The organism is Xanthobacter autotrophicus, from assembly GCF_030015065.1.
Lineage (GTDB): Bacteria > Pseudomonadota > Alphaproteobacteria > Rhizobiales > Xanthobacteraceae > Xanthobacter > Xanthobacter autotrophicus_D.
In genome coordinates this window covers 32905-56224 of record NZ_JAIVFN010000006.1, presented here as the reverse complement: position 1 = coordinate 56224, position 23320 = coordinate 32905, and the positions used below count along the sequence as shown (strand labels likewise).

The 23320-nt window shown below is 66.3% G+C and carries 21 protein-coding genes and 1 tRNA gene; 10 read left to right on the top strand and 12 right to left on the bottom strand.

Features of this window, described 5'->3' with window-relative positions; translation table 11 throughout:
* Positions 1 to 85 precede the first annotated feature (85 nt).
* From K9U40_RS02980 to K9U40_RS02955, 6 genes are all read right to left on the bottom strand, one after another.
* Complete coding sequence (locus K9U40_RS02980) at positions 86 to 1279, bottom strand: hypothetical protein (RefSeq protein WP_012116549.1); 1194 nt, start codon at positions 1277 to 1279, stop codon at positions 86 to 88.
* Between the two features lie 187 nt (positions 1280 to 1466).
* Entirely contained in the window at positions 1467 to 1988 is a 522-nt protein-coding gene (locus K9U40_RS02975; protein WP_012116548.1) for a hypothetical protein, read from the bottom strand.
* Between the two features lie 21 nt (positions 1989 to 2009).
* Positions 2010 to 4004 (bottom strand): ATP-binding protein, encoded by a 1995-nt coding sequence (locus K9U40_RS02970; RefSeq protein ID WP_012116547.1) that lies wholly within the window; start codon positions 4002 to 4004, stop codon positions 2010 to 2012.
* Between the two features lie 2 nt (positions 4005 to 4006).
* Complete coding sequence (locus K9U40_RS02965) at positions 4007 to 5398, bottom strand: SIR2 family protein (RefSeq protein WP_188079547.1); 1392 nt, start codon at positions 5396 to 5398, stop codon at positions 4007 to 4009.
* Positions 5395 to 5838, bottom strand: a complete 444-nt coding sequence (locus tag K9U40_RS02960; protein ID WP_012116545.1) for a type II toxin-antitoxin system VapC family toxin — start codon at positions 5836 to 5838, stop codon at positions 5395 to 5397. The genes K9U40_RS02965 and K9U40_RS02960 overlap by 4 nt, the downstream gene beginning before the upstream one ends.
* A complete protein-coding gene (locus K9U40_RS02955) occupies positions 5835 to 6137 on the bottom strand; it encodes a hypothetical protein (protein ID WP_012116544.1) in 303 nt (100 codons plus the stop codon). The genes K9U40_RS02960 and K9U40_RS02955 overlap by 4 nt, the downstream gene beginning before the upstream one ends.
* Before the next feature lie 252 nt (positions 6138 to 6389).
* Here K9U40_RS02955 and K9U40_RS02950 point away from each other — a divergent pair, with 252 nt between their 5' ends.
* A complete protein-coding gene (locus K9U40_RS02950) occupies positions 6390 to 6617 on the top strand; it encodes a hypothetical protein (RefSeq protein WP_229644185.1) in 228 nt (75 codons plus the stop codon).
* 19 nt (positions 6618 to 6636) lie between these two features.
* Positions 6637 to 8391 carry a recombinase family protein gene (locus K9U40_RS02945; protein WP_149577467.1) on the top strand — a complete coding sequence of 585 codons (1755 nt, stop codon included), beginning with the start codon at positions 6637 to 6639 and terminating at the stop codon, positions 8389 to 8391.
* On the opposite strand, the gene K9U40_RS02940 is transcribed toward K9U40_RS02945, so the two are convergent.
* A tRNA-Met gene (locus K9U40_RS02940) sits at positions 8348 to 8424 on the bottom strand. The two genes, K9U40_RS02945 and K9U40_RS02940, sit on opposite strands and share 44 nt — an antisense overlap.
* Positions 8425 to 8635: 211 nt before the next feature.
* Here K9U40_RS02940 and K9U40_RS02935 point away from each other — a divergent pair.
* On the top strand, positions 8636 to 9526 hold the full coding sequence (locus K9U40_RS02935; protein ID WP_282888750.1) for an alpha/beta hydrolase: 891 nt from the start codon (positions 8636 to 8638) through the stop codon (positions 9524 to 9526).
* A gap of 108 nt (positions 9527 to 9634) precedes the next feature.
* Here the strand turns inward: K9U40_RS02935 and K9U40_RS02930 are convergent, their stop codons facing one another.
* Positions 9635 to 10543, bottom strand: coding sequence for an RNA methyltransferase (locus tag K9U40_RS02930; RefSeq protein WP_282888749.1), 909 nt, complete (start codon positions 10541 to 10543; stop codon positions 9635 to 9637).
* Between the two features lie 234 nt (positions 10544 to 10777).
* Between K9U40_RS02930 and K9U40_RS02925 the strand changes: the two genes are divergently transcribed.
* Complete coding sequence (locus tag K9U40_RS02925; protein ID WP_282888748.1) at positions 10778 to 11992, top strand: NADP-dependent isocitrate dehydrogenase; 1215 nt, start codon at positions 10778 to 10780, stop codon at positions 11990 to 11992.
* Positions 11993 to 12185: 193 nt separating this feature from the next.
* On the opposite strand, the gene K9U40_RS02920 is transcribed toward K9U40_RS02925, so the two are convergent.
* From K9U40_RS02920 to K9U40_RS02910, 3 genes are all read right to left on the bottom strand, one after another.
* Complete coding sequence (locus tag K9U40_RS02920) at positions 12186 to 13355, bottom strand: cyclic nucleotide-gated ion channel (protein WP_282888747.1); 1170 nt, start codon at positions 13353 to 13355, stop codon at positions 12186 to 12188.
* Positions 13356 to 13359: 4 nt separating this feature from the next.
* Positions 13360 to 15096: a cation:proton antiporter gene (locus tag K9U40_RS02915; RefSeq protein ID WP_282888746.1), complete on the bottom strand. Its 1737-nt coding sequence runs from the start codon at positions 15094 to 15096 to the stop codon at positions 13360 to 13362.
* 222 nt (positions 15097 to 15318) lie between these two features.
* Positions 15319 to 16464: an NAD(P)H-dependent flavin oxidoreductase gene (locus tag K9U40_RS02910; protein WP_282888745.1), complete on the bottom strand. Its 1146-nt coding sequence runs from the start codon at positions 16462 to 16464 to the stop codon at positions 15319 to 15321.
* Between the two features lie 84 nt (positions 16465 to 16548).
* Between K9U40_RS02910 and K9U40_RS02905 the strand changes: the two genes are divergently transcribed.
* The 4 genes from K9U40_RS02905 to K9U40_RS02890 all read left to right on the top strand — a co-directional run bounded on the left by K9U40_RS02905 (position 16549) and on the right by K9U40_RS02890 (position 20294).
* Entirely contained in the window at positions 16549 to 17367 is an 819-nt protein-coding gene (locus tag K9U40_RS02905) for a LysR family transcriptional regulator (RefSeq protein WP_282888744.1), read from the top strand.
* Between the two features lie 255 nt (positions 17368 to 17622).
* Entirely contained in the window at positions 17623 to 18906 is a 1284-nt protein-coding gene (egtB, locus tag K9U40_RS02900) for an ergothioneine biosynthesis protein EgtB (RefSeq protein WP_282888743.1), read from the top strand.
* Positions 18906 to 19946, top strand: a complete 1041-nt coding sequence (gene egtD, locus K9U40_RS02895) for an L-histidine N(alpha)-methyltransferase (protein ID WP_282888742.1) — start codon at positions 18906 to 18908, stop codon at positions 19944 to 19946. Before egtB ends, egtD begins: the two co-directional genes overlap by 1 nt.
* Before the next feature lie 105 nt (positions 19947 to 20051).
* On the top strand, positions 20052 to 20294 hold the full coding sequence (locus tag K9U40_RS02890; protein ID WP_282888741.1) for a hypothetical protein: 243 nt from the start codon (positions 20052 to 20054) through the stop codon (positions 20292 to 20294).
* 376 nt (positions 20295 to 20670) lie between these two features.
* Here K9U40_RS02890 and K9U40_RS02885 read toward each other — a convergent pair whose 3' ends face one another.
* On the bottom strand, positions 20671 to 20958 hold the full coding sequence (locus K9U40_RS02885; RefSeq protein ID WP_282888740.1) for a hypothetical protein: 288 nt from the start codon (positions 20956 to 20958) through the stop codon (positions 20671 to 20673).
* Between the two features lie 159 nt (positions 20959 to 21117).
* Between K9U40_RS02885 and K9U40_RS02880 the strand changes: the two genes are divergently transcribed.
* Together K9U40_RS02880 and K9U40_RS02875 are read left to right on the top strand one after the other, a co-directional pair.
* Positions 21118 to 22896, top strand: coding sequence for a potassium/proton antiporter (locus K9U40_RS02880; RefSeq protein ID WP_282888739.1), 1779 nt, complete (start codon positions 21118 to 21120; stop codon positions 22894 to 22896).
* 66 nt (positions 22897 to 22962) lie between these two features.
* Positions 22963 to 23286, top strand: coding sequence for a hypothetical protein (locus tag K9U40_RS02875; RefSeq protein WP_282888738.1), 324 nt, complete (start codon positions 22963 to 22965; stop codon positions 23284 to 23286).
* Positions 23287 to 23320 lie beyond the last annotated feature (34 nt).

Sequence of the window (23320 nt, the reverse complement as noted above, 5' to 3'; positions counted from 1 at the left end):
GCAGCGCCGCAGAACCGATGATCCGGAAATCCGGAACAACACGAAGCCGGAGACACGACATTCCGCATCTCCGGCTTCGCGGATCTCAGACGGCGCGGTCGAGGAGTTTCTTCGCCCGCGCCTCCAGATCGAGGCGGGCATCCTGGTGGGGCTTGTCCCGGGCCACGGCCGTGATGCCCTGCACGAAGTCGAAGATGCTCTCCGGCTTGCGACCTTCTTCGGCCAGCACGGTCTCGATCACCTTCTGCGTCTCCGCCTTGGAGAAGCCCTTGCGGCGCAGGAACTCGGTGCGGTCCTCGTCGGTGCGCGCCACGATGCGCTCGCGTGCCGCCTTGATGCCGTTGACGAAGGGCATGGGGGAGGAGTTAGCAAAGCGCTCCAAAGCCGGCGCCGCCTGATGGGCGAACCGAGATGCGGCATACTTGGAGTGCCGGATGGTGATCTCCTCGAAATCCTCGACGCCCCACAGGTTGCGGTTCTGGCAGACGGCCCGCAGGTAGAAGCTGGCGATCCCCAGCGTCTTGGCGCCCACCTCCGAGTTCCAGCAATAGAAGCCCCGAAAAAACAGGTCCGGAGAGCCGTCCGGCAGCCGGCCAGCCTCGATGGGATTGAGATCATCCACCAGGAACAGGAAGACGTCCCGATCCGAGGCGTAGAGCGTGGTGGTGTCCTTGGTGATGTCGACGCGGGGATTGTAGATGCCTGTCGACCAGTCGAGCACACCCGGCACCTTCCAGCGGGTGTCGCCGGTGCCATTGCCGGCGATGCGGCGCACGGCATCCACCAGCTCGTGGTCGTAGATGCGGCCGTAGTCGGGACCGGTCACGGCCCGTAGCTCGACGCGGCCGTCCTCCACCTCCAGCGTCTTCACCTGCTCAGCGCGGTGCGTCAGCAGGCCGTGCTGCAGATTGATGCCGGCGAGCGGAGCCGGGAGTTGCCGCAGGTAGGCCGCCGGCGCGCCGATGAGGCTTGCAAGCTGGCCGAAGCTCCAGTGGGTCGGCGCAACAGGAGCCTCCGTCCCCGGCAGCGCGAGCGTCAGCCGGTCCGGCGCCTCTCGGCTCGCTTTGACGCGGATAGCCGCGCTCTCCACCGTCCGGGTCCGGCTCCGGTCGGACCGGCCGCGCACCGCGCCATACAGCTCCGACAGGGACAGATAGCGTTCGTCCGCCGGCCGGGAGAACCACTCCGACGACACGCGGCCGACGCGCTCGCCGCGATTGACATCCACCTTATACCCGCCGCTCGGATCACCGCGGGCGTCCAGAACCTGTTCGTTCATGGGATCGTTCTCCATGACGGGCGCCGGCAGCCTCTCTCCCGGCAGTCAACCCGTCACGGAAAACCGGTCCACCCTCTGACTCTTGAGGGGCGTTGCGGGGGCTCCCCGCTCGATGGGGTCGGCCGAGACCTGGCTCGGCCGCAGGGGAAGGCTTTCCCCTAGCAGCGTCACATCAGAAGAGCCGGATTCATTCAGGCCGGCTCGGGAACAGGAGATAGATCCAGTCGGCGCAAGCCGCCAGGATCTTCAGCGCCATGCCGGGGGAATGAATTTCAGCGCTGCCGTGGGACAGACCATTACGTAATGCGATAAGCGCCTCGACAGGATCGGCCATCAGCATGCTGCCCTCGACCATTGGCGGCAACGCGCCCGTTTTGCGTGCTCGATCGACCAGATTGCGCAGCGTGCCGCGTGCGTCTCCACCATGCCCACTCAAACGAAATTTGAGCGCTAGCTCGAAAGCTCCGAATGCTTGGATTTCTCCCACCACGAAGAGATCGTAGTCAAAAAAGGCGTAAAGCATGATGCTACGCGCTCTGTCGAAGGCCTTTTGAACCTCTACGGGTGCCGCACCCTTCAAGCCGACATCAACTATTCCGGCATGATGGTCTCGAAGCGTCATTCGACGCGCGACATCTTGCTCAATAACATAGAGGTCAGCGAACCGGGGATCGGGCTCGAGAAGGGAGTCGAATGGCTTGAGAGACATGGGGCAGATGGCTCCTCTGAGCTATGCGCCCCAAGCGTCAATGATTTGGCGCAGAGGAAACGGAGCTCTTTCCTTCGACCATTCGTGGTACGGCGCTGCCGTCTGGCTATAGGGGCCAGGCTCCGGTCGATCGAACTGAACCCGCGCCGGGATATGGAACGCGCTTCCGAAAACGATCGCCTCGCCCGACGACAAAATCGTCACCTGATCGAGCAAACGCCGCGCCTGCATCGGGATGATGCGTCGGAAATGGTCGATGTCGTCCGGGTTCTGCAGACGATGGCTGATGAAGTTGGCACACTGGCTGATAATTGTCTGGCTGATCTCGCTCGGTCGCTGGCTGGCGATGATCAGTGAGAGGCCAAACTTCCGTCCCTCCTTGGCGATACGCTCATAGGCGAGACGTGCGAGGCGATGGCCGCGGTCTTCGTCCGATCGCGCCGGCCGCGCGTAGTTGTGCGCCTCCTCCAGGACGAGCACCCAAGGATGCTTATAGCGTGATGCCGCCGGCAATCGCTCCCTTGCCTCGAGGAGTACGCGCCCGATGACGGCGCAAGCATAAGGGAGAATCTCGTTTCCCAACATGGATAAGTCGAGCACCGACACCTTAGGCCCGCCCGCATTTCCGAGACCAAAACGGGAAAACCACGATGCCAGATCCGGGATGCTAGTTTCGGCGTTCTCATAATTGAGAAACGAATGCCAGCGTTTATCGTCGAGGCGCGTCTTCAACCTCAGTTTCAACGTCGTGAGGTGTGCATCGACCCTTATGGTATCTTCCTTGGACACCGCTCGATTGATCAGGGATGGATCTGTCAACGTCGAACGGGAGATGCGCAACGGTGAATCGGCTGTCCGAACGGCAGTCTCGGCGACATGGCTGCCGCCGATGATCTTTGCGCGGATTTCATCCTGGAGCTTTCGAGCCTCGGCTTCGATCTGAGCAGCATTCGCGAGGACCTCTTGATTGAAACCGGTGATCGCTTTGTGCGATGCGAACAGAGTTTCAAATGAGGCTGTATCGATGTCGGAATTCGCCAGATAGCCTACAATCAGATCGCAATATGAACCAGCCGACTTCCGTTGTATCTTTTGGAGATCGGAAAGCAGCTTTTCGATTGAGCTTAAAGCACTCTGGAATGTATTAAGATTCGAAACCTCATCAGCATTCCCGCCCTTCGCGATCGCCCACCAATCCTTCAGGACCGGCTCCTGCGTTTGTTCGGCAGCGCTCAACCAAGCGCAGATCTCTTCAGCATTGAGAAACCAGAGTGGAAGGCCGAATTCTTCACCGTTGAGGTAGATGCGATCGGGCAATCGTGTGACGGTCTTGCCTGTTGGGAATGCCTTTTCATACTCGCCATTAATGTCGAGGATAAAGACATGCGGCTCCTCGGCGGCACCATCGAGCGCCTTCATCGCCTTCTGGATCAGGCTGGAAACGGAAAAGGACTTGCCCGAGCCGGTGTTGCCGACGATCGCCAGAGGGCGCGAAAACAGATCGTTGTAGGAGGCGCGCACGACATTGCGCGTCTGGCCCGTTGGAAACCCGATTTTCAGGTCGTAGTCGAAGTCCTTGTCATCATAGCCTTCTGGCCTATTGCGCCGCGGCGGAAGCTCGAACACAGCGCGCAGCACGGCCGGCGATCCGATCTCAGCAGGGGTATCGAGGGTTGGCAGAACGGATATGCCCGGGCTGAAGGAGGCGTCGTCATCAATGTTCTCGATCGTGCCCAGCAACTGCACGCTGGCGATCCGGCGAGACTTCATCAACTCAAGGCTGAGGTCGTCGCCACTTGCAGGGTCGAAGCTCTCGCGCGCCTCGAGGTCGGTAATGATGCCGATGACGGTTTCGCCCGCCCCCAATGAAAATGTCAGGTAGGCGTTGATGGCGATCGCGACCTGGACGCCGTCAAGGGTCGCGCGAAGCGCCGAGCGGGTTTCGGGCAAAAGCTCGACTTTCACCCGAAACCCCTGAACAGCGACGATGTGGCCGACAAGTCTAGGATTATCCATGGTCAAGCCCCCGTATCGGGTTCGGCGGGCATTGCAGACGAGGCGATCTGCTTTTCAAAACGACGCAGACGCAAGAAATCGTCGAGCCATTGGACGTCGGGCATCGCTGACCGCGCAAAATCATCAAAGGTCGCGTGCTTGAACGTGGCAGCCGCAAAGGCTGCGTCGGTCGGGCACAACACGAAAGCGCGCTTGCCAAGGTCCTTGTACCGCCGGATGCGCTCGACGACCGGGCTCTCCGGATTGGGCTCCACCACCAGCATAACCAGCGACGGGTTGATCAAGGCACTCTCGATGATTCGGCTGACATGATCGTCGCCGAAGCCGTAGCCGAGGACGAGCAGGAACGTCTGAGGGATGCCGAGGCGCACTTGGAATGATCGGAAGAGATGCGCATACGGCATCGTCAGCGTCTGCGTGAACTTATTCGCGGTCGGCAGAATACCGATCGATGCGGTTCCCTCGGCAAGATCAACGAGTGCGGCTGCCTTCTCCTCCGGCTTCAAGTCCACATAGGCTCGGAACGGCGCGAGGTCGGGGTGCCGCGCCCGCATCTCGCCATCTTGCTCGAACCAGTGAATTGACCCATGCAGCTTGTAAAAATGCAGGAACTTGTCGAAGCGCCGGACTCGGCCTTCGGCGACTTCCCCCGGATAATAGACGTCAAGGCCGTAGACGGAGGGATCGAACCGCGCTGCGGCGCGGCCGGTGAACCCATCGAAATACTGGATGCCGAGCAACTCCAGCGCCTGCTCGAACAGGGTGTCGTAGTTCAACGTGAAAAGATGAGTTCGCCCGAGATTGCTATCTCGGGCGACGAGCTTGGAGAGAAATGCGAGCTGCGGCGGGGTCTCTCTTATCGACTTCGCCATGGCCTTATCGGGCAAGGACAGCGCGCATTCTGCGAAAATCGACATGCGCAGATGGTTTACGAACCACTGGAGATCGTCAAAGCTTGGTGCGGGTGTGCTCGGCCAGGTGACACCGGAGAATGGTGCGTCTTTCGACTGGCCAATGACCAAGGCGTTGGCGACGAAGGATAGCCAAGCTTCGAAACCTAGCGTCGGTTCATCGATAAAATTAGCCAGCCAGACGGCGTCCCTCCGCGCCTTGATGATGGGGCCGATTGAGGCAGGCACATCCGGGAGGGCCTCGATCGTTTCGAAGACAGCGGTTTCAAGATTCGCCATGGTCTTCCCGCCGGCTGAAACCGACGTACCGGAACCCGTCAAAACCACGAGGTTTTCCATGCGTAGCCATTCGGAGATCAGAGCTTGGAGGCGAACTCGCCCCTGTTTCTGGTCAAGCCCAAGCAGGAGATCTCCAGCATTGCCGTCTTCGGTCAGACCGATGAGCTGGTACTCGATGGGTACAGGCGGCGGCGCCATCTTCATTTTTCCCCCTCCAGGCCGCCACGCAACGGATTGATGATCTGGAGCCCGGCGAAGTCCTTCTCGTTGTCAGTCACCACGACGCATTCATTCGCACCGGCGACGGCGGCGATGATCATGTCGAGTCCGCTACGGGGACGACCCGCCACCTTGCCCTCCGCCATCAGCCGCGCCCAGATCAGGCCGGCCTTGGCGTCGAAGGATAAAATGCGGCCCGTGAACAGGGCCTGCGGCCCCTCCGGCCCGACAAACCAGGCGTCGAGCGCATCGCGTTTCTTGCCGCGGGGCTTTTCCAGAATGCCACGTCGAATTTCAGCGACGGTCAATGACGCAATAAACAGGTCCTCGTCGCGCTGTGTTGCCATCCAAGCCAGCAACGACGCCGACGGCTGCGGCTTGACGATATTGCTGATGATGTTGGTATCGAGGAGATAGCGCGTCACAGATCGACCTTACGCCCCTCTTCACGCGGGCGGGAAAGATCAAGCTCCGCGCCCACCAGCGGCGAGCGGCGTAAAGCGGTGAGGATGCCGCCGGGCTTGGGTGGTTCGCCAGCGACGACTGTCTTCACGGCCGCGCGAACCTGCTCCGCTTCCGGCCCTTCCTCAGCCAGACGACGGGCAAGAGCGCGTATCAGCTCGCGATCGGATTCGAGCGCCATGATCTCGAAGCGCGTGAAGCCGCGCTGCGTCAGACGGGCGCGGTAATTCTGGATCGCTCTCTTCTGTGCAGCATTGCCCATGGCCACCCTCCATGCTATATCTGGATATATAGCCCAGATTTGTTGTGCAGACAAGTGAGGACGCGATGGCGAAACGCGTTTCAGACAGGCTTGGCCAGAGAGCGGATCGCCGCGCCATCCGATGCCGGTATTTTCCGTCTGCTGTGATGCGCTTTTCTACGCCGGATGGCGCCAGCACCAGCAACAATATGCCGAATGCCGTCGAATACTCTCCGTTGATTTGCGTTGCTTATACTTCGATTCACAACAATCGTGAAGCCGATCAACTTGCAATCGCTATCGAACGGCGCAACGATGGACCAGGACAAACGCCAGCAGCAAAGGAGCGCGCTTCGGCTCGTCGAGCCGGAACTGTCGCTCGTGCGCCGCGGCGACGGTCCCGACCCGCGCCTGAGCGAGTTGGCTCGCCTGCTCGCCCGTCGTGCTGCGCGGGAGGTGTTCGAAGAGCAGATGAAGGAACGCAGCACGACGCGCTCCTGACACCTCAGGAGAGTGCGCTTTGAAAGTCGCGATCTACGCCCGCTATTCGTCCGACAATCAGCGCGACGCCTCCATCGCCGACCAGCTCCGCATCTGCCGCCTCCATGCCGAGAAGCAGGGTTGGCAGGTGGTCGAGGAATATACCGACCACGCCATTTCCGGCGCCTCCCTTCTTCGTCCCGGTATCCAAGCCCTGATCTCGGACGCAGCGCGCGGCCGTTTCCAGTACGTGCTGGCCGAGGCGATGGATCGTCTTTCGCGCGATCAGGAGGACATTGCCGGCCTCTACAAGCGCATGGCCTATGCGGACGTGAAGATCGTCACGCTCTCCGAGGGCGAAGTCACGCATCTGCATGTCGGTCTGAAGGGCACGATGAACGCCCTGTTCCTCAAGGATCTCGCCGACAAGACGCGCCGAGGCCAGCGCGGGCGCGTCGAGATGGGCAAGTCCGGCGGCGGCAACGCCTATGGCTATGATGTGGTGAAGAAGTTCGACGCCGGCGGCGAGCCCATACGCGGCGACCGGACCATCAACGAGTTTCAGGCGGGGGTCATCCGCCGCATCTTCCGTGACTATTCGGCCGGAAAGTCGGCGAAGCGAATTGCCTTCGAGCTGAACAAGGAGGGCATCTCCGCGCCGGGCGGTGGAGAATGGGGCTTCAGCACGATCAACGGCAATCCGAAGCGCGGCAACGGAATCCTCAACAACGAGATGTACGTTGGCAAGCTGGTCTGGAACCGTCAGCGCTTCATCAAAGACCCGGACACTGGCAAGCGCCAGGCGCGCATAAACCCGGAGGAGGACTGGATCACCCAGGATGTGCCCGAGTTGCGCATCCTTGACGACGAGCTGTGGCGGGCGGTCAAGGATCGCCAGAAAGCGGTCAAACTGAACCGTAGCGACAACGGCGAGACCGAGAACCACTTCCGGGAACGTCGGCGCCCCAAATACCTTTTCTCGGGCCTGACCAAGTGCGCCTGCTGTGGCGGTGGCTATTCGATGATCTCGGCTGACCTGGTTGGCTGCTCGACAGCCCGGAATAAGGGCACTTGCGACAATCGCAGGAACATCCGGCGCGATCAGTTCGAGGCGCGCGTCCTGAACGCGCTGCGCCATCACCTGATGGACCCAGCGCTGTTCAAAGAATTCTGCGAGGAATTCACCCGCGAGATGAATCGGCTGCGCATGGAAGGCCGAGCGTCGATCGATGCGGCCGAGGCCGAGATCAAGCGAATCGACCGGGAACTCGACAAGTTGATGAAGCTCATCCTCGCGTCCGACAGCGACGACGCCCCCACCCGGATGATGAAGCAGATGAAGGAGCTGGAGGCTCGCCAGAAGGAGCTAAAAGCGTTCCTGCAGGACGCCCAGGAGCCGCCGCCCCTCCTGCATCCAAACATGGCGCATCACTACCACGCCCAGGTGGATGAGCTGTATGCGGCGCTTCAGGAGGATTCGGAGGAAAAGCGGATGACGGCGGCCGACCTGATTCGCTCGCTGGTGAAGGAGATCATCCTGACGCCGGCAGGAGGCGAGCTTCGGGTCGACGTGCGAGGTGATCTGGCTGGAATTCTTGCGATTTCGCTCAAAAGCAAACGGCCCGCCAGAGGGGCGGGCCGATCGCAAGTCGAGATGGTTGCGGGGACCTGCTCTGATCAGAACTTGCGAACGCAAAAAAGCCGCCCGGTGGGGGCGGCTGATTTGCGCGATTTGGTATCGCAATTTGAGATGGTTGCGGGGGTAGGATTTGAACCTACGACCTTCAGGTTATGAGCCTGACGAGCTACCGGGCTGCTCCACCCCGCGTCAGTTGTCGAGCCGGCGAACCGCCCGTCGACGAGGCGTATGTAGCAACCCCCGTTCCCGATTGAAAGGGCTGGAGGGGAAAAAATGCCCCGTCGCCCGCCGCCCTGTGGACGACGCGGCTTCCATCGGGCCCCCCGACCCCACGCTATCCCTTGCCGGCCATGGAAAAACACCCAGGATGGGCGGCAACCGAGAGTGGGGAGGAAGGGCGATGGGAGTTTCCGATATCGATGCGCTGCGCGCGATCCTTGCGGCGAGCCCACGGCCGCAAAGCCTCGCCGAGCGGCGCGAGCGGATGGAGCAGGTCACCGCCGTCGATCCGGTCGATCCGGACATCGTCGTCACGCCCGTGGATGCGGGCGGCGTTCCCGGCGAGTGGTCGCTGGCGCCGGGCGCGGACCAGACGCGGGTGCTGCTGTTCCTGCACGGCGGGGGCTATTCCTCCGGATCGCTGAAGAGCCACCGCACCATGGTGACGGGGGCGGGCCGGGCCGTCGGCATCCGCACCCTCGCCATCGCCTACCGCCTCGCCCCCGAGCATCCCTTTCCCGCCGCGCTCGACGATGCCGAGGCGGCCTATGGCTTCCTGCTGGCTGAGGGCTATGCGGCTCACAGCATCGCCGTGGGCGGCGACAGCGCGGGCGGCGGGCTGACGCTGGCCCTGTTCCAGAGGCTGCGGGCGAAGGCCATGGACCTGCCGGCGTGCGGCTGGCTGGTCTCCCCCTGGGTGGACCTCGACATGACCGGCGCCAGCATCGACGCGAAGGATGCCGTGGATCCGCTCATCCACCGGGCCTATCTCGAAATGCTGGCGGAGGCCTACCTCGCCGGGGGAGGGCGCCGGACCGATCCCCTGGTGAGCCCGCTTCACGCCGATCTTGCCGGCCTGCCGCCCATCCTCATCCAGGTGGGGTCGGCGGAAACCCTGCTGGACGACGCGGTGCGCATCGCCGGACGGCTCGGCGCCTGCGATGGGGAGGTGCGCCTCTCGGTCTATCCGCACATGATCCACGCCTGGCCCATCTGGTATCACCGCCTCGCCGAGGGACGCCGGGCGCTGGAGGAGGCGGGTGCCTTCCTCGGTCCGCGGCTCGGCGGCTGATACCAGAGGCCGGAGGGCGCTTCTCTCCGGCCTCCGGTCACGCCTGCGGGGCGCTTCAGCGCGCCCTCGGCGCAGGTCGAAGAGCGGGCAGGCGCGCGCGTGGACCGGTCAGGGGGCATCTCGTTCGGGCGGGCGTTCGCCGCCAGCCGCCGGCCCGGAGGGCTCCTCCTGCGCGCTCGGAGCCGGGCCTTGTGGCCCGCCCCCCTTGCGGGCGGCGGCTCGGGCGTTGTTCTCCAGCTTGCGCGCTTCCCGGCCGGCGCGTCCTTCCTCCAGCGCGGTGACGGCGCCGTGAAGGGTGGCGAGGTCCTGCCGCGTCAGGCCGAGGCGGTGGAAGATGTTGCGCAGGTTGCGGATGGTGGAGGGCGCCTTTTCCGGCGAGCGGAAGAAGCCGGACTGCTCCAGCGCCCCCTCCAGATGATCGAAGAAGGCGAAGAGGTCGCCCTTGTCCGCCAGCGGCGAGCGGTCCGGCGGGGCGAAGGGCAGGGCGCCTTCGCTCTCCGCCTTGAACCATTCATAGCCGGCCACCGCCACGCACATGGCGAGGTTGAGCGAGGCGAAGGCCGGGTTCACCGGCAGGGTGAGGATGGCGTCGCAGAGCGAGACCTCCTCCGTATAGAGCCCTGTGCGCTCGCGGCCGAAGATGAGGGCGACATCCTCCCCGCCGGCGAGGCGGGAGCGGGTTTCCTGGGCGACCGCGTCGGCGCCGAGCACGGGCTTGGCCATGCCGCGCTCCCGCGCCGTGGCGGCGAAGGCATAGTTGACGCCTGCGAGCGCCGAGCGCAGGTCGGGATAAAGGGTCGCCTCGGCGAGGATGCGGTCGGCCCCGGCGGAGAAGATGCGGGCCTGCTCATTGGGCCAGCCCTCGCGCGGATTGACGATGCGCAGGCGAGACAGGCCGAAATTGCCCATGGCCCGCGCGGCCGAGCCGATATTCTGGCCCAGCTGGGGCTCCACCAGGATGACCAGGGGCCCGCCGGACGCCCAGGGCTTCGTGCTGTCGGTACCGGAACCCGGCATGTCGTCTCCCGTTTCGCGCTGTCTGCCACGAGGCGGGCGGGGAAGTCGAGACCTTGGGGAACGGGCATCGCGCATCGTGAGAAATCATCTCACGCAAAACCACGGGTTTGCGGCTGTTGCACTGCGCCACGCCAATGCTATAGCGGCGGCGCTGAAGGATTGCCGGCACGCCAGCGTCGGCGGCCCTTCTCCTCTTTCCATAAGGCTCGCAGAGCAGTCGTGAAAGGCCGTCCCATGGCGAAGATCAAGGTGGCAAATCCGGTCGTCGAGCTCGACGGCGACGAGATGACCCGGATCATCTGGCAGTACATCAAGGACAAGCTGATCCACCCCTATCTCGACATCGACCTGGAATATTACGACCTCTCCGTCGAGAACCGGGACGCCACCAACGATCAGGTCACGGTTGCCGCTGCGGAAGCCATCAAGAAGCACGGCGTGGGCGTGAAGTGCGCCACCATCACGCCGGACGAGGCCCGCGTCGAGGAGTTCAAGCTCAAGGAGATGTGGAAGTCGCCCAACGGCACCATCCGCAACATCCTGGGCGGCGTGATCTTCCGCGAGCCCATCATCTGCAAGAACGTGCCGCGCCTGGTGCCGGGCTGGACCCAGCCCATCGTGGTGGGCCGCCATGCCTTCGGCGACCAGTATCGCGCCACCGATTTCAAGGTGCCGGGCAAGGGCACGCTGTCCATCTCCTTCGTGGGTGAGGACGGCACCAAGATCGAGAAGGAAGTCTACAAGTTCCCGGGCGCCGGCGTGGCCATGGCCATGTACAATCTCGACGAGTCGATCCGCGAATTCGCCCGCGCCTCGCTGAATTACGGCCTGCTGCGCAATTATCCGGTCTATCTCTCCACGAAGAACACCATCCTGAAGGCCTATGACGGCCGCTTCAAGGACATCTTCCAGGAGGTGTACGAGGCCGAGTTCAAGGCCGAGTTCGACAAGCGCGGTCTCACCTACGAGCACCGTCTCATCGACGACATGGTGGCCTCGGCCCTCAAGTGGTCCGGCGGCTATGTCTGGGCCTGCAAGAACTATGACGGCGACGTGCAGTCGGACATCGTGGCCCAGGGCTTCGGCTCGCTCGGCCTGATGACCTCCGTGCTGATGACGCCGGACGGCAAGACCGTGGAGGCCGAGGCCGCCCACGGTACCGTCACCCGCCATTATCGCGAGCACCAGAAGGGCAAGGAGACCTCCACCAACTCCATCGCCTCCATCTTCGCCTGGACCCGCGGTCTCTCCCATCGCGCCAAGCTCGACGGCAACGAGGAACTGGCCAAGTTCGCCGCGACCCTCGAGAAGGTGTGCGTGGATACGGTGGAAGAAGGCTACATGACGAAGGACCTCGCGCTCCTCGTCGGCGCCGACCAGAAGTGGCTCTCCACCACCGGCTTCCTCGACAAGATCTCCGAGAACCTCACCAAGGCCATGGCGGCCTGATCTTGCCGCGTGAGGCAAGGCGGGGGGTCATCGCCCTCGTTCGAATCCGGAAGGGGCCGCGCTGCGGCCCCTTCTTTTTTGCGCGGGCGGCTGCCTTGCTCCGGGGGGCGGAGAGAGTGGCGCGCGGGCAATCCCCGCCCCGGCCGGCGCGCGAGGCCCGGTCCGGATCGGTCGAAGACCGGCGCCGGCGGCTTCAGCCCGTGTCGTCGGCGTCCCGGTCCCGCGCGGCGGCGCTCAGCCGCCCGATCACCGCGGGATGGCGCAGCGCCAGCATGTGAAGCTCGTTTTCCTCGATGGCGAGGATCTTGGACTTGACCACTGCCCGCACCGGAACCGGGCTCGCCTTGGTGTGGCCGGGCAGAAGGCCGAACACGTCGCCGGGGCCCAGCGCGCGAAAGCCGGTCTCGCCCTCCATCTCCAGGCGGCCTTGCAGCACCACGAACAGATGCGCCGTACTCTCCCCCCGCCGCACCACCTGGTGGCCCCGGTCGAAGCTGCGGGAATTGAGCAGGGGCAGGATGTCCCCGAGCACCGGCGCGTCGAGGTCCGAGAATGGCGGCAGGCGCGAGATCATGGAGAAGGTGACGACGAAATTGTGCTTCGCGATCACCTCGGAGAACGAGCTGGCGATGATGGCGATAGGCAGCGCCAGCATGACGAGGCCAGACACCATGGTGAGGGCGCCGATGACGCGGCCGGACGTGGTCACAGGCACCACGTCGCCATAGCCCACCGTGGTGAGGGTGGTGATGGCCCACCACATGGCTTCCGGGATGGAGCCGAACTTGTCCGGCTGCACGTCGCGCTCGGTGAGATACATGGCGGTGGCGGCGATCAGCACTCCCGCGCACAGGATGATGAAGCAGGACAACAGCGCGTAGCGCTCGCGCCGCACCGCGAGGTAGAGCGCGTTGAAGCCCGAGGAATAGCGCGCGAGCTTCAGGAAGCGCACCAGCCGCAGCACCAGCAGCGCGTGCACGTCGAGTTCGGTGGTGAGCGAGATCAGCCAGGGCAGGATGGCCGCGAGATCAATCAGCGCCGGCACCGTCACCGCGTAGTGCGCCCGCGCCACAAGGGGCGGCAGCTGGCGCCGCAGCGGATGTTCCGGCGCTACCCACAGGCGCGCGCCATATTCCACGGTGAAGGCGACGAGGGCAGTGAACTCGCCCCAGTGGAACCACCATTTCTCCCGCAGCGCCAGCGAGGGAACGGTGGCGAGCACCGCGCCGGTGACGGACAGCAGCACCGTCGCAATGAGGAAATAGTGCACCGCATCGGCAATGTGGTCACCGGGCAGGTCCCGCTCCAGGATGTCGAACAGGCGGCGGCGCAGCCTTTGCGGACGCTGCTTTTCCGTGCTCATGCGGTCAGATCCCTTCCCCGGTCGCGTTCCGCTCGATGTCGTCGCGGATGCGCGAGCGGGCCTGCTCCGTACGGGTGGAGACCGCCTCGTCGGGAAGCCCGAGGGCGGACAGAAGCTGGGCCATGAGCTGGAGGCTGGCTTCCGCCGCCTCGGGAATGACGCCGGCCACGCCGAGAGCCGCGAGGCGCCGCGCATGCTCGGTATCCTTGGCGCGGGCCACCACGGCGGTTGCGGCCCAGTGCTGGCGCACCGCCGTCACCATGCGTTCGGCGGCATTGGGCGCGTCCATGGTCACGACGAAGGCGAGTGCGCGGTCGGCGCCCAGGCGGTCGAGGATTTCGGCGCGGCCGGCATCGCCGAAGAAGACCGGGCGCCCCGCCGCGCGCGCCTCCGCCACCCGCCGCGGATCGGCATCCACCGCCACATAGGGGACGCCTTCCTCCTCCAGCGCGTCGGCGATGGTGCGGCCGACGCGGCCGTATCCGGCGATGATCACATGGTCGGCCGCGGTGCTGGCCACCGGCGCGAGCGTATCGTGCATCCTGGCATCCAGCGAGCGCCCGAGCCTTGCAGCGATGCGGGCGAGCACCGGGGTCGCGGCAAGGCTGAGGCTGACCACGGCGACGAGGGTGGCGGCGTCCTGCGCGCCCAGCACGCCCTTGGCGGCGAGCAGCCCCAGCACCACGAAGGCGAACTCCCCGGTCTGGGAAAGGAGCAGGGCTGCCTCGGCGGCGGCGGGCGCACTCACGCGCAGCAGCCGGGCGGCGCCATAGGTGCATGCGGCTTTCACCGCGATCAGCCCGGCGACGCCCGCCACCACCCACAGGGCGCGCGGCAGCACCGCCCCGAAATCGAGGCTCATGCCCACGGTGACGAAGAACACGCCCACCAGCAGGCCCTTGAACGGATCGAGGTCCACCTCGATCTGGTGGCGATAGGCGGTTTCCGACAGCGCCATGCCGGCGAGAAAGGCGCCGAGCGCGCTGGACAGCCCGGCCGCATGGGTCACCGCCGCCGAGCCCACCACCACCACGAGAGTGATGGCCATGATCAGCTCGCGCGAGCGGGTGGAGGCGGCGACCGCCACCAGCGGCGCCAGCACGAAGCGCCCTGCCACCAGAATGAGCGCCACCGCGCCCGTGGCCTTGGCGAGCGCCCCCACCGCGAGGGTCACCACATCGGTAGCCGGCCCGCTCAGCAACTCCGCCGCGAGCAGGATGGGCACCACCATCAGGTCCTGGAACAGCAGCACGGCGATGACCAGCTGGCCCAAAGGCGCGAGGGAGCGGTGCTGGTCGATGAGCAATTGGGTGACGAGGGCGGTGGACGACAGGGCGAGGGAAAAGCCCAGCACCAGGGCCACCTCCGGCCCCGGCGCCGCCACCAGCGCGAGGCCGAGGGCCAAGGGGACGCCGCAGAACAGCACCTGGAGGGCGCCGACGCCGAACACCTCGCGCCTCAGCTTCCACAGCCGCGGGGCTGAAAACTCAAGGCCCAGCAGAAACAGGAGGAACACCACGCCCAGCTCGCCGAACGGGGCGGCGCGCTCCGGGCTGGAAATGGTGATGAAGCTCACAAAGGGCAGGCTGTCGGCCAGCCGGCCGAGGCCATGGGGGCCGATGAGCGCGCCTGCGGCGATGAAACCCACCACGGCGCCGATTCGGGCGCGGTGGAACAGCGGAACGAGGATTCCGGCGGCGAGGAGATAGACGAACGCGTCCTTGAGGAAGGCGTCACTCACCCTCTGCTCCCTCGACCCGGCATCCTGTGTCCCGTCCGCACGCTTCATCCGGCCGGGCTTCGGCCGTCCATGGTTTGCGGGAGATGACCACGCGGAAGGGCCGGCGCCAAGCGCCAAGATCGCACACCGCCAAGATCGCACACCCTCCAGGCGCGCGCCCGCGCGGTCGGGCGGGGCGCCGGATCCTCGGGGGGCGCTGCCGTACCGGAGAGCTGCGCCGGTTCAGGCCGCAGGACCGAGCCGGGAGAGGGCGTCGACGGCGAGCTTGCGCGTCAGGTCGGCCGCCGGCAGCCGGGGGGCGAGGCGCGCGGCCTGCCCGGCCCAGAGGTTGGTGAAGTCGCCGCGTCCCTCGGCTTCCGCCGCTGCCCGAAGAGGAGCGAGGGCGCCACCGGCGAGGGGGAAGGGCGGCGCATCGTCGGAGAGGGGGCCCACCTCCCGCATCACCCGGTTCATGACGCCGCGCGCCGGGCGGCCGGTGAAGAGATTGGTGAGGGCGGTGCCGTCGTCTCCCGCCGCCTCCAGCGCGGCGCGATGGACGGCGGGGATCTTCGCTTCCGGGCAGAACAGGAAAGCGGTGCCCACCTGCACCGCCGATGCGCCGAGGGTGAGGGCGGCGGCCATGCCCCGCCCGTCGGCGATGCCGCCGGCGGCGATCACCGGCACGCGCACCGCATCCACCACCTGCGGCACGAGGGCGAAGGTGCCGACCTGCCGGCTCATGTCGCCTGCCATGTCACCCGCGACATCGTCGCCGAGGAAGGTGGCGCGATGCCCGCCCGCTTCCAGCCCCATGGCGATGATGGCGTCGCAGCCGCGCGCTTCCAGCCATCTGGCCTCGGCGACGGTGGTGGCGCTGGAGATCACCTTCGCCCCCGTCGTCTTCACCCGTTCAAGCAGCGCGGGATCGGGCAGGCCGAAATGGAAGCTCACCACCTCCGGCCGCTCTTCCTCAACCAGCGCACAGAAGGCGGCGTCGAACGGCGCGCGCCCGCCAGTCGGGGGCGTCGCCTGCGGGTCGAGGCCCCGCTCCACGTAATAAGGCGCGAGCCGCGCCCGCCACCGCATCATCCGCACCGGATCGGCCGACGGCGGGGTGTGGCAGAAGAAATTGACGTTGAGCGGCCGTCCGGGGAGGCCGGCACGCACCTCCTTGATGGCCGCGCGCAGGTCGTCCAGCTGGTACATGGCGCCGGGCAGGGAGGCGAGGCCGCCCGCCCAGCCCACCGCAATGGCGAGCTTCGGCGTGCCCGCGCCCGCCATGGGCCCGAGCAGGATGGGGTGCACGATGCCGAACAGATCGAGAAGACGGCGGTCGGGCCAGGGCGCTGTCTGCGCGGGGTGATCCGGAAGATGCGTAACGTGGGTCATGGGCGGGCGTCCTTCGCTCATCCCATTATGGCGCGCGCTATCTTCATTGAAATTGAAACATTATGATATTATCGTTCACTTTTGATGATGGATATCCGCGACATCCAGTTCCTCCAGGCCGTGGCCGAGACCGGCAGCATCACCCGCGCGGCGGAGCGGCTGGGCTGCGTGCAGTCCAATGTCACCACCCGCCTCAAGAAGCTGGAGGAGCGCCTCGGCCAGAAGCTGGTGGCGCGCATGGACGGGCGCATGGTGCCCACCGCCGCCGGCAGCCTCGCCCTCGACTACGGCGCGCGCATCGTCAGCCTCTCCACCGAGGCGGAAGCGCGCCTGAAGGCCTCGGCGCAGGACTGGCCGCCCCTGCGCCTCGGCACCATGGAGACTACCGCGGCGGTCCGCCTGCCGCCGGTGCTGAAACGCATCCGCGACACCCTTTCCCCCCTGCGCCTGACCCTGAAGAGCGGCACCAGCGGCGAGCTGATGGCGGGCCTCAGGCGCGGCGCCTTCGACCTCATCTTCGTCGCCGAGGACGTGGTGGACGATCGCTTCGCCTCCGCGCCGCTGTGGAGCGAGCGGCTGGTGGAGGTGGTGCCGAGGGGGGCGCCGCCGGAGAGCGCGGCCATCGTGTTCCGCGAAGGCTGCTGCTACCGCGAGCGCTGCCGCGAGGTGCTGGGCGACCTGCCCATGCTGGAACTGGGCACGCTGGACGGCATCATCGGCTGCGTGGCGGCCGGGCTCGGCCGCACTTTGCTCCCGGAGGCGGCGGTGGAGCGCTGGCGCGCGCTGGGCGAGATCGAGACCCGCGCCATCGCCGGGCCGCAGGTGCGCACCATGGCCGTCTGGCATGGAGCCAGCCCCTCCCTTCGCTCCATCGAGGCGGTGGTGGCGCTCGCCGCCGGGTGAGGGCCGCTCTCGCGATCGTGTCCAGCCAGACGTAACGAACGGCCACGCTCGCGCGTACCTGCTTGCAGAACCAACACGTGTCCGCCGGCGTTATCGCTCCGGAGCACGCGCCGATCGGCTTGCTTTGCAAGCTGATCGGGCAACGCGTTCTCCTTCTTTGGGCTAAAGGGCGGTTCACCGGGCAGATTGGTACGGTTTGCCCGGATCGCGCTGCGGACGCGTGCTGACCTTCGAGCCGTCCAACGGCGAGGTGAAATGACGATCCATCACGAGATGCGCGCGCACGGCGTCCCGCGCAGCGAATGGCTGGGCCGGTTCCGCAGGGTGCGGGCGCTGAGCGAGGATCTGGCGCGGGACCTCCATCCCGAGGACCAGACCGTGCAGTCCATGCCGGACGCGAGCCCCACCAAGTGGCACCTTGCCCACGTCTCCTGGTTCTTCGAGACGTTCCTGCTGGTGCCGCATCTTCCGGGCTACACCGTCGCCCATCCCCGGTTCGCCTACCTGTTCAACTCCTATTACGAGGCTGCCGGCGCCCGCCATGCCCGGTCCGCGCGCGGCCTCATCACCCGGCCGACGGTGGAGGAGGTCGCGGCCTATCGCGCCCGGGTGACGCAGGCCATGGGCGAGCTGATCGCGACGGCGGGGGAGGGTGCCTTTTCCGCCATCGCGCCGCTGGTGGAGACCGGCATCAACCACGAGCAGCAGCATCAGGAGCTGATCCTGATGGACCTCCTGAACCTGTTCGCCGCCAACCCGCTGCGCCCGGCCTACCGGCCCGGCGCGAGCGCCCCGGCGGGAGCCGCGCCGGACCTGTCCTTCTTCGACTATCCCGGCGGCATCTTCGAGATCGGGCATGCGGGCACCGGCTTCGCCTATGACAATGAAGGGCCGCGCCAGGCGGTGCTGCTGCGGCCGTTTCGCCTCGCCAGCCGCGCGGTGACCAATGGCGAGTGGATCGCCTTCATGGAGGATGGCGGCTATGGCCGTCCCGATCTGTGGCTCGCGGACGGCTGGGCGCGGGTGAAGGCGGGCGAGTACGACGCGCCGCTCTATTGGGAGAAGACCGACGCCGGCTGGGAAGCCATGACCCTTGGCGGCCAGCGGCCGGTCGATCCTGCCGCCCCCGTCGTCCATGTGAGCTATTACGAGGCCGATGCCTATGCCCGCTGGACCGGGCGGCGGCTGCCCACCGAGGCGGAGTGGGAAGTGGCGGCGCGCCATGTGCCCGTCTCCGGCAATTTCCTGGAATCCGGAGCGCTGCGCCCGCTGGCGGCGGGGGCGTCGTCCGGCCATCCCGCCCAGCTTTATGGCGACGTGTGGGAATGGACCCAGAGCCCCTACGTCGCCTATCCCGGCTACCGGCCGGCGCCGGGGGCGCTCGGGGAATACAACGGCAAGTTCATGTCCTCGCAGATGGTACTACGGGGCGGCTGCTGCGCCACGCCGGACGGGCACGTCCGGGCCACCTATCGCAACTTCTTCTACCCCCACCAGCGCTGGCCCTTCGCCGGCCTGAGACTTGCGGAGGATGCCTGATGGCGGTCCATCTTATTGCCCAGCCGGCCGCTGGAACGGTCCCGACATTGCTCGACGCGTCAGGCGCGGCGTCCCTTTCCGGCACCGGGAGCGACCGGGCGGACGACGCCGTCGCCGCCTTGCGCGCCGACGTGATCTGCGGCCTCTCCCGGCCCCAGAAGGCGCTCCCGCCCAAATATTTCTACGACGCAGCCGGCTCGCGCCTGTTCGACCATATCTGCCGCCTGCCGGAATATTACCCGACGCGCTGCGAGCTGGAGATCCTCAAGGCCCGCGCCGGCGAGATCGGTGCGCTGGCGGGACCCGAGGCGAGCCTCGTGGAGTTCGGCTCGGGATCGAGCATCAAGGTGCGCCTGCTGCTCGATGCCATGGCCGAGCCCTCGGCCTATGTGCCCATTGACATTTCCGGCCCGCACATGCGCGCGGCGGTGGCGCGCCTTGCCGACGCTTATCCCGCCGTCGCCATGGTGCCGGTGGAGGCGGACTTCACGCAGCCGGTGCGCCTGCCGCCGCTGGGGCAAGGCCGGCGGGTCGGCTTCTTTCCCGGCTCCACCATCGGCAATTTCACGCCCGAGGCGGCAACGGACTTCCTCGCCCATGTGGGCGAGGTGCTCGGTGCCGGCGCCCTCTTCGTCATCGGCTTCGATCTGGCCAAGGCGCGCACGGTGCTGGAAGCGGCCTATGACGACCGGCAGGGCGTCACGGCCGCCTTCAACCTCAACCTGCTGACCCGCATCAATCGCGAGGTCGGCGCGGATTTCGAGCCGGCGGCGTTCCGGCACCGGGCCTTCTTCAATGCGGAGGAAAGCCGCATCGAGATGCATCTCGAAAGCGTGAGGGAGCAGGCGGTACGCATCGACCGCCACCATTTCGCCTTCGGCATGGGCGAAACCATCCACACGGAGAATTCCTACAAGTTCTCCGCCGAAGCCTTCCTCGCCATGGCGCGTCGCGCCGGGTGGCAGAAACGGCGGGTGTGGACCGATACCAGGGGCTGGTTTGCGGTTGCGGCTCTGGAGCGTGACGGGGAAAGGGCGTGAGACCGAGGGGGCGATCCCGCCGGGCGGGCGCGAGTTTGGGGGCCGAACCGAAGAGGGTGTCCGGGTGCGAAGCCGGGGCCGTCTTCCCTGCGTTTGAAGGTCACCATGACGCGATTCTGGCTTACGCCACTCAACCGTCCCATCTGCCTTCCCGACGGCACGCAGCTTGAGAACCTCTCCGATTGCGGTCGCCTCCTGCTCCAGCGGTTCGCCGAAGGGGAGGGCGGTCCGGGCCTTGATTCCGCACTGAAGGCGCTGATCGGCGCCGCCGAGGCGGGCCGGCCCGAGGATGTGGCCTTCGCGGAACGGCGGGTGCGCCTGTTTTTCCACGCCCGCGCGCTTCTTTGAGCCAGAGCGCGATCCGAGCAAATTGAATCAATTTGCTCGGTGAATCGCCCTCTAAACGCAAGAAAGAGAACGCGTTCGCCGATCAGCTTGCGATGCAAGCAGATCGGCGCGTGCTCTAGGCGCGGACCATCGCCATCATGCCACCGTGATTTGGAGGCTGATGCGGGCGATGATCTGTGCCGAATGCGGCCGCTGCGGGCGGCGCTCCCTCCTGTCCCCGCGACAGGACACTGCTGAGCGTCAGCTCACGAGCCAAACACCTGAACCCGCGAGCGAGACTCTCGCGCTGCGCTGCGACGTGTGCGGCAGCCGGCGGGTGAGCGTGGTCCAGTTTGCCTCGCCCTTCCAGGCGATGGCATTCATCGCGGGGCGCGGATCAGGGCGCTGACTGCGCAGCTTCGGCGCGCTCCGCGGTGTAGGCGCCGTCCCGTTCGGACCGCAGCGCCGCGCTCAGCGAGCCCATGCAGAAGATCGGGCTCCCGGCAACGCAACGTCCTTCCGCGTCGAGCGGATACACGCCCGACCATGAGCAGCTTCTGCAATCGTCCATCGCCATGGCGACGGCTAGATCACGGTCAAAGCAGACGGTCTCGCTCTCAAGAACGAGACTGCCCCGCGAACGCACCATCGACATGACGAGATACGCGGCGGGAATGCCGTTCAACGACATTTCCTGAACCTTTCCGCCCCCGGATCGGCTTACGGTTCACATCACGGACGGCCTGACCTCGCGACCGCGACGATCAAAAGCTTACGCCTTCGGCTCCACAGACGCTACTGTTGCATCTCAATTGCGAAGGGCGGGCGGGTGGCCCGGCATGTGATGGGTTCCGTCTTCGTTTCCAATCTTGTTCTTCTTGTGGTTGCCGCCCTGGTGGTTGTCGGCACCCTTTCGAGCTTGCTCGCGGCGCGATTCGGGGCGCCCATCCTGCTGGTGTTCCTCGTCATCGGCGTCGCGGCGGGGGAGGGCGGGCCCGGCGGCATCCATTTCAATGACTACTGGGCCACCTACATGGTGGGCTCGGCGGCTCTGGCGGTGATCCTGTTCGATGGCGGGCTGCGCATGCGCATCGCCAGCATGCGGGGGGCCATCATTCCGGCGGTGGGCCTGTCCACCATCGGCGTGGTGATGACGGCGACGCTGGTGGCGCTGGTGGCGGCGCCGTTGCTCGGCCTCGGTCCGCTGGAGAGCCTGCTGGTTGGCGCCATCGTGGCCTCCACCGATGCGGCGGCGGTGCTGTTCCTGGTGCGGGCGCAGGGGCTGCATCTCGGGCGCCGCGTGGGCTCGGTGATCGAGATCGAATCCGCCACCAACGATCCGGCGGCGGTGTTCCTCACTGTGCTGCTGGTGGAGCTGCTGACCACGAACATGGGCAATCCCGGCATCGCCATGGTGATCGGCGTGATGCGGGAGATGGCGGTCGGAGCCGTGCTGGGCGTGGCGGGCGGCTATGCGCTGGTCGCATTGCTCAACCGGGTGGACCTGCCCGGCGGACTCCATCCGGTGATGGTGATGGGCGTCGCGGTGCTGCTGTTCGCGGTCACCTCGCTGCTGCACGGCTCGGGCTTCCTGGCGGTCTACCTGGCCGGGCTGGTGCTGGGCAACCGGCCGGTGCGCGCCATCGCCTCCATCACCTCGTTCCTCGATACCGTGACCTGGCTGTGCCAGATCGTCATGTTCGTGATGCTGGGCCTTCTGGTGTCGCCCGAGAAGATCGTGTTCTACGCGCTGCCGGCCCTCGGGGTCGCCGCCTTCCTCATCCTGGTGGGGCGCCCGGCGGCGGTGTTCCTTTGCCTCGCGCCGTTCCGCTTCTCGCTCAAGGAGAAGCTGTTCATCTCCTGGGCCGGGCTGCGCGGGGCGGTGTCCATCTTCCTCGCCACCATTCCCATGCTGGCGCACCTTCCGCAGGCAGAGGTGTATTTCAACGTGGCCTTCGCGGTGGTGCTGGTGTCGCTGATCCTCCACGGTTGGACCATGGCGGCGGTGGCGCGGCGGCTCGACGTGGCGCTGTCCGATCCCGCCCCCGGCATCCGCCGCTTCGAGATCGACCTGCCGGGGCAGACCGACATGGAGCTGGTGGCCTATCCGGTGGTGGCCGGCACGCCCGCCACCGGGCAGGCCGCGCTGCCCACCTGGGCGCGGCTGATGATGGTGGTGCGCGCCGGCCAGACCCTGACGCCGGAAGCCGCCGGCCACCTCAAGGTCGGCGACTACGGCTATGTGCTGGCGCCGCCCAAGCGGGTGCACCAGCTCGACCGCCTGTTCCGCCCGCAGGAGGCGACGCCCATGGATGACGGCGCCGCCTTCCCCTTCGTGGGCGAGGTGCGGCTCGGCGACCTCATGAGCTTCTACGGCCTCACGGTGCCCGACTCGGAGCTTGGCCTCACCATCGCCGAGGCCTTCGCCGACCGCTCGGACGACCATCCGGCGCGGGGCATGCGCATCAAGTACGGGCACGCGGTGATCGAGGTGCGCGAGGTGGTGGATGGCCGCGTCACCTGGGCCGTGCTGCGGCTGGAGGCGGGCCGGCTCAAGCGGTCCATCGCGAAGGTGCGGCGGCTGTTCGGCCTCCAGCCCGAGGGGGAGGACGATGAGGAGTGAGGCGCCGTCATGTTTGCGCCGCGAGGGCGGTTCAAACATCGCCGGGAATCCATCGGGGAGACGGGGATGAGGCTGTTCATGCGCCGGCGGGGGGAGGCGGGGCCCGCGCGCGATGCCGCCCGCACCCTGGCGGATCTCGTGCGCGACACCCTGAAGCTCGATGCCGACGCCACGGTTTCCGTCTCCGAGATTTCCTGCGGCGATCCCGCCTGCGGCGGCTCCGAGACGGTGGTGCTGGTGATGCGGCCGGGCGTGCGCACACAGGCCGCAAAAGTGCTCATGCCCATGGGCCAGGTGACGCCGGAGGCGCTGGTGGCCGCCCTGAAGCCGCTGATGGCCGGGGAGGCCGCGGTCTCCACCGGGCTTCCGTCCCACGGCGAGAAGGTCTAAACGGCCAGAGCCTTTTTCCCTTGTCGTGACCGTT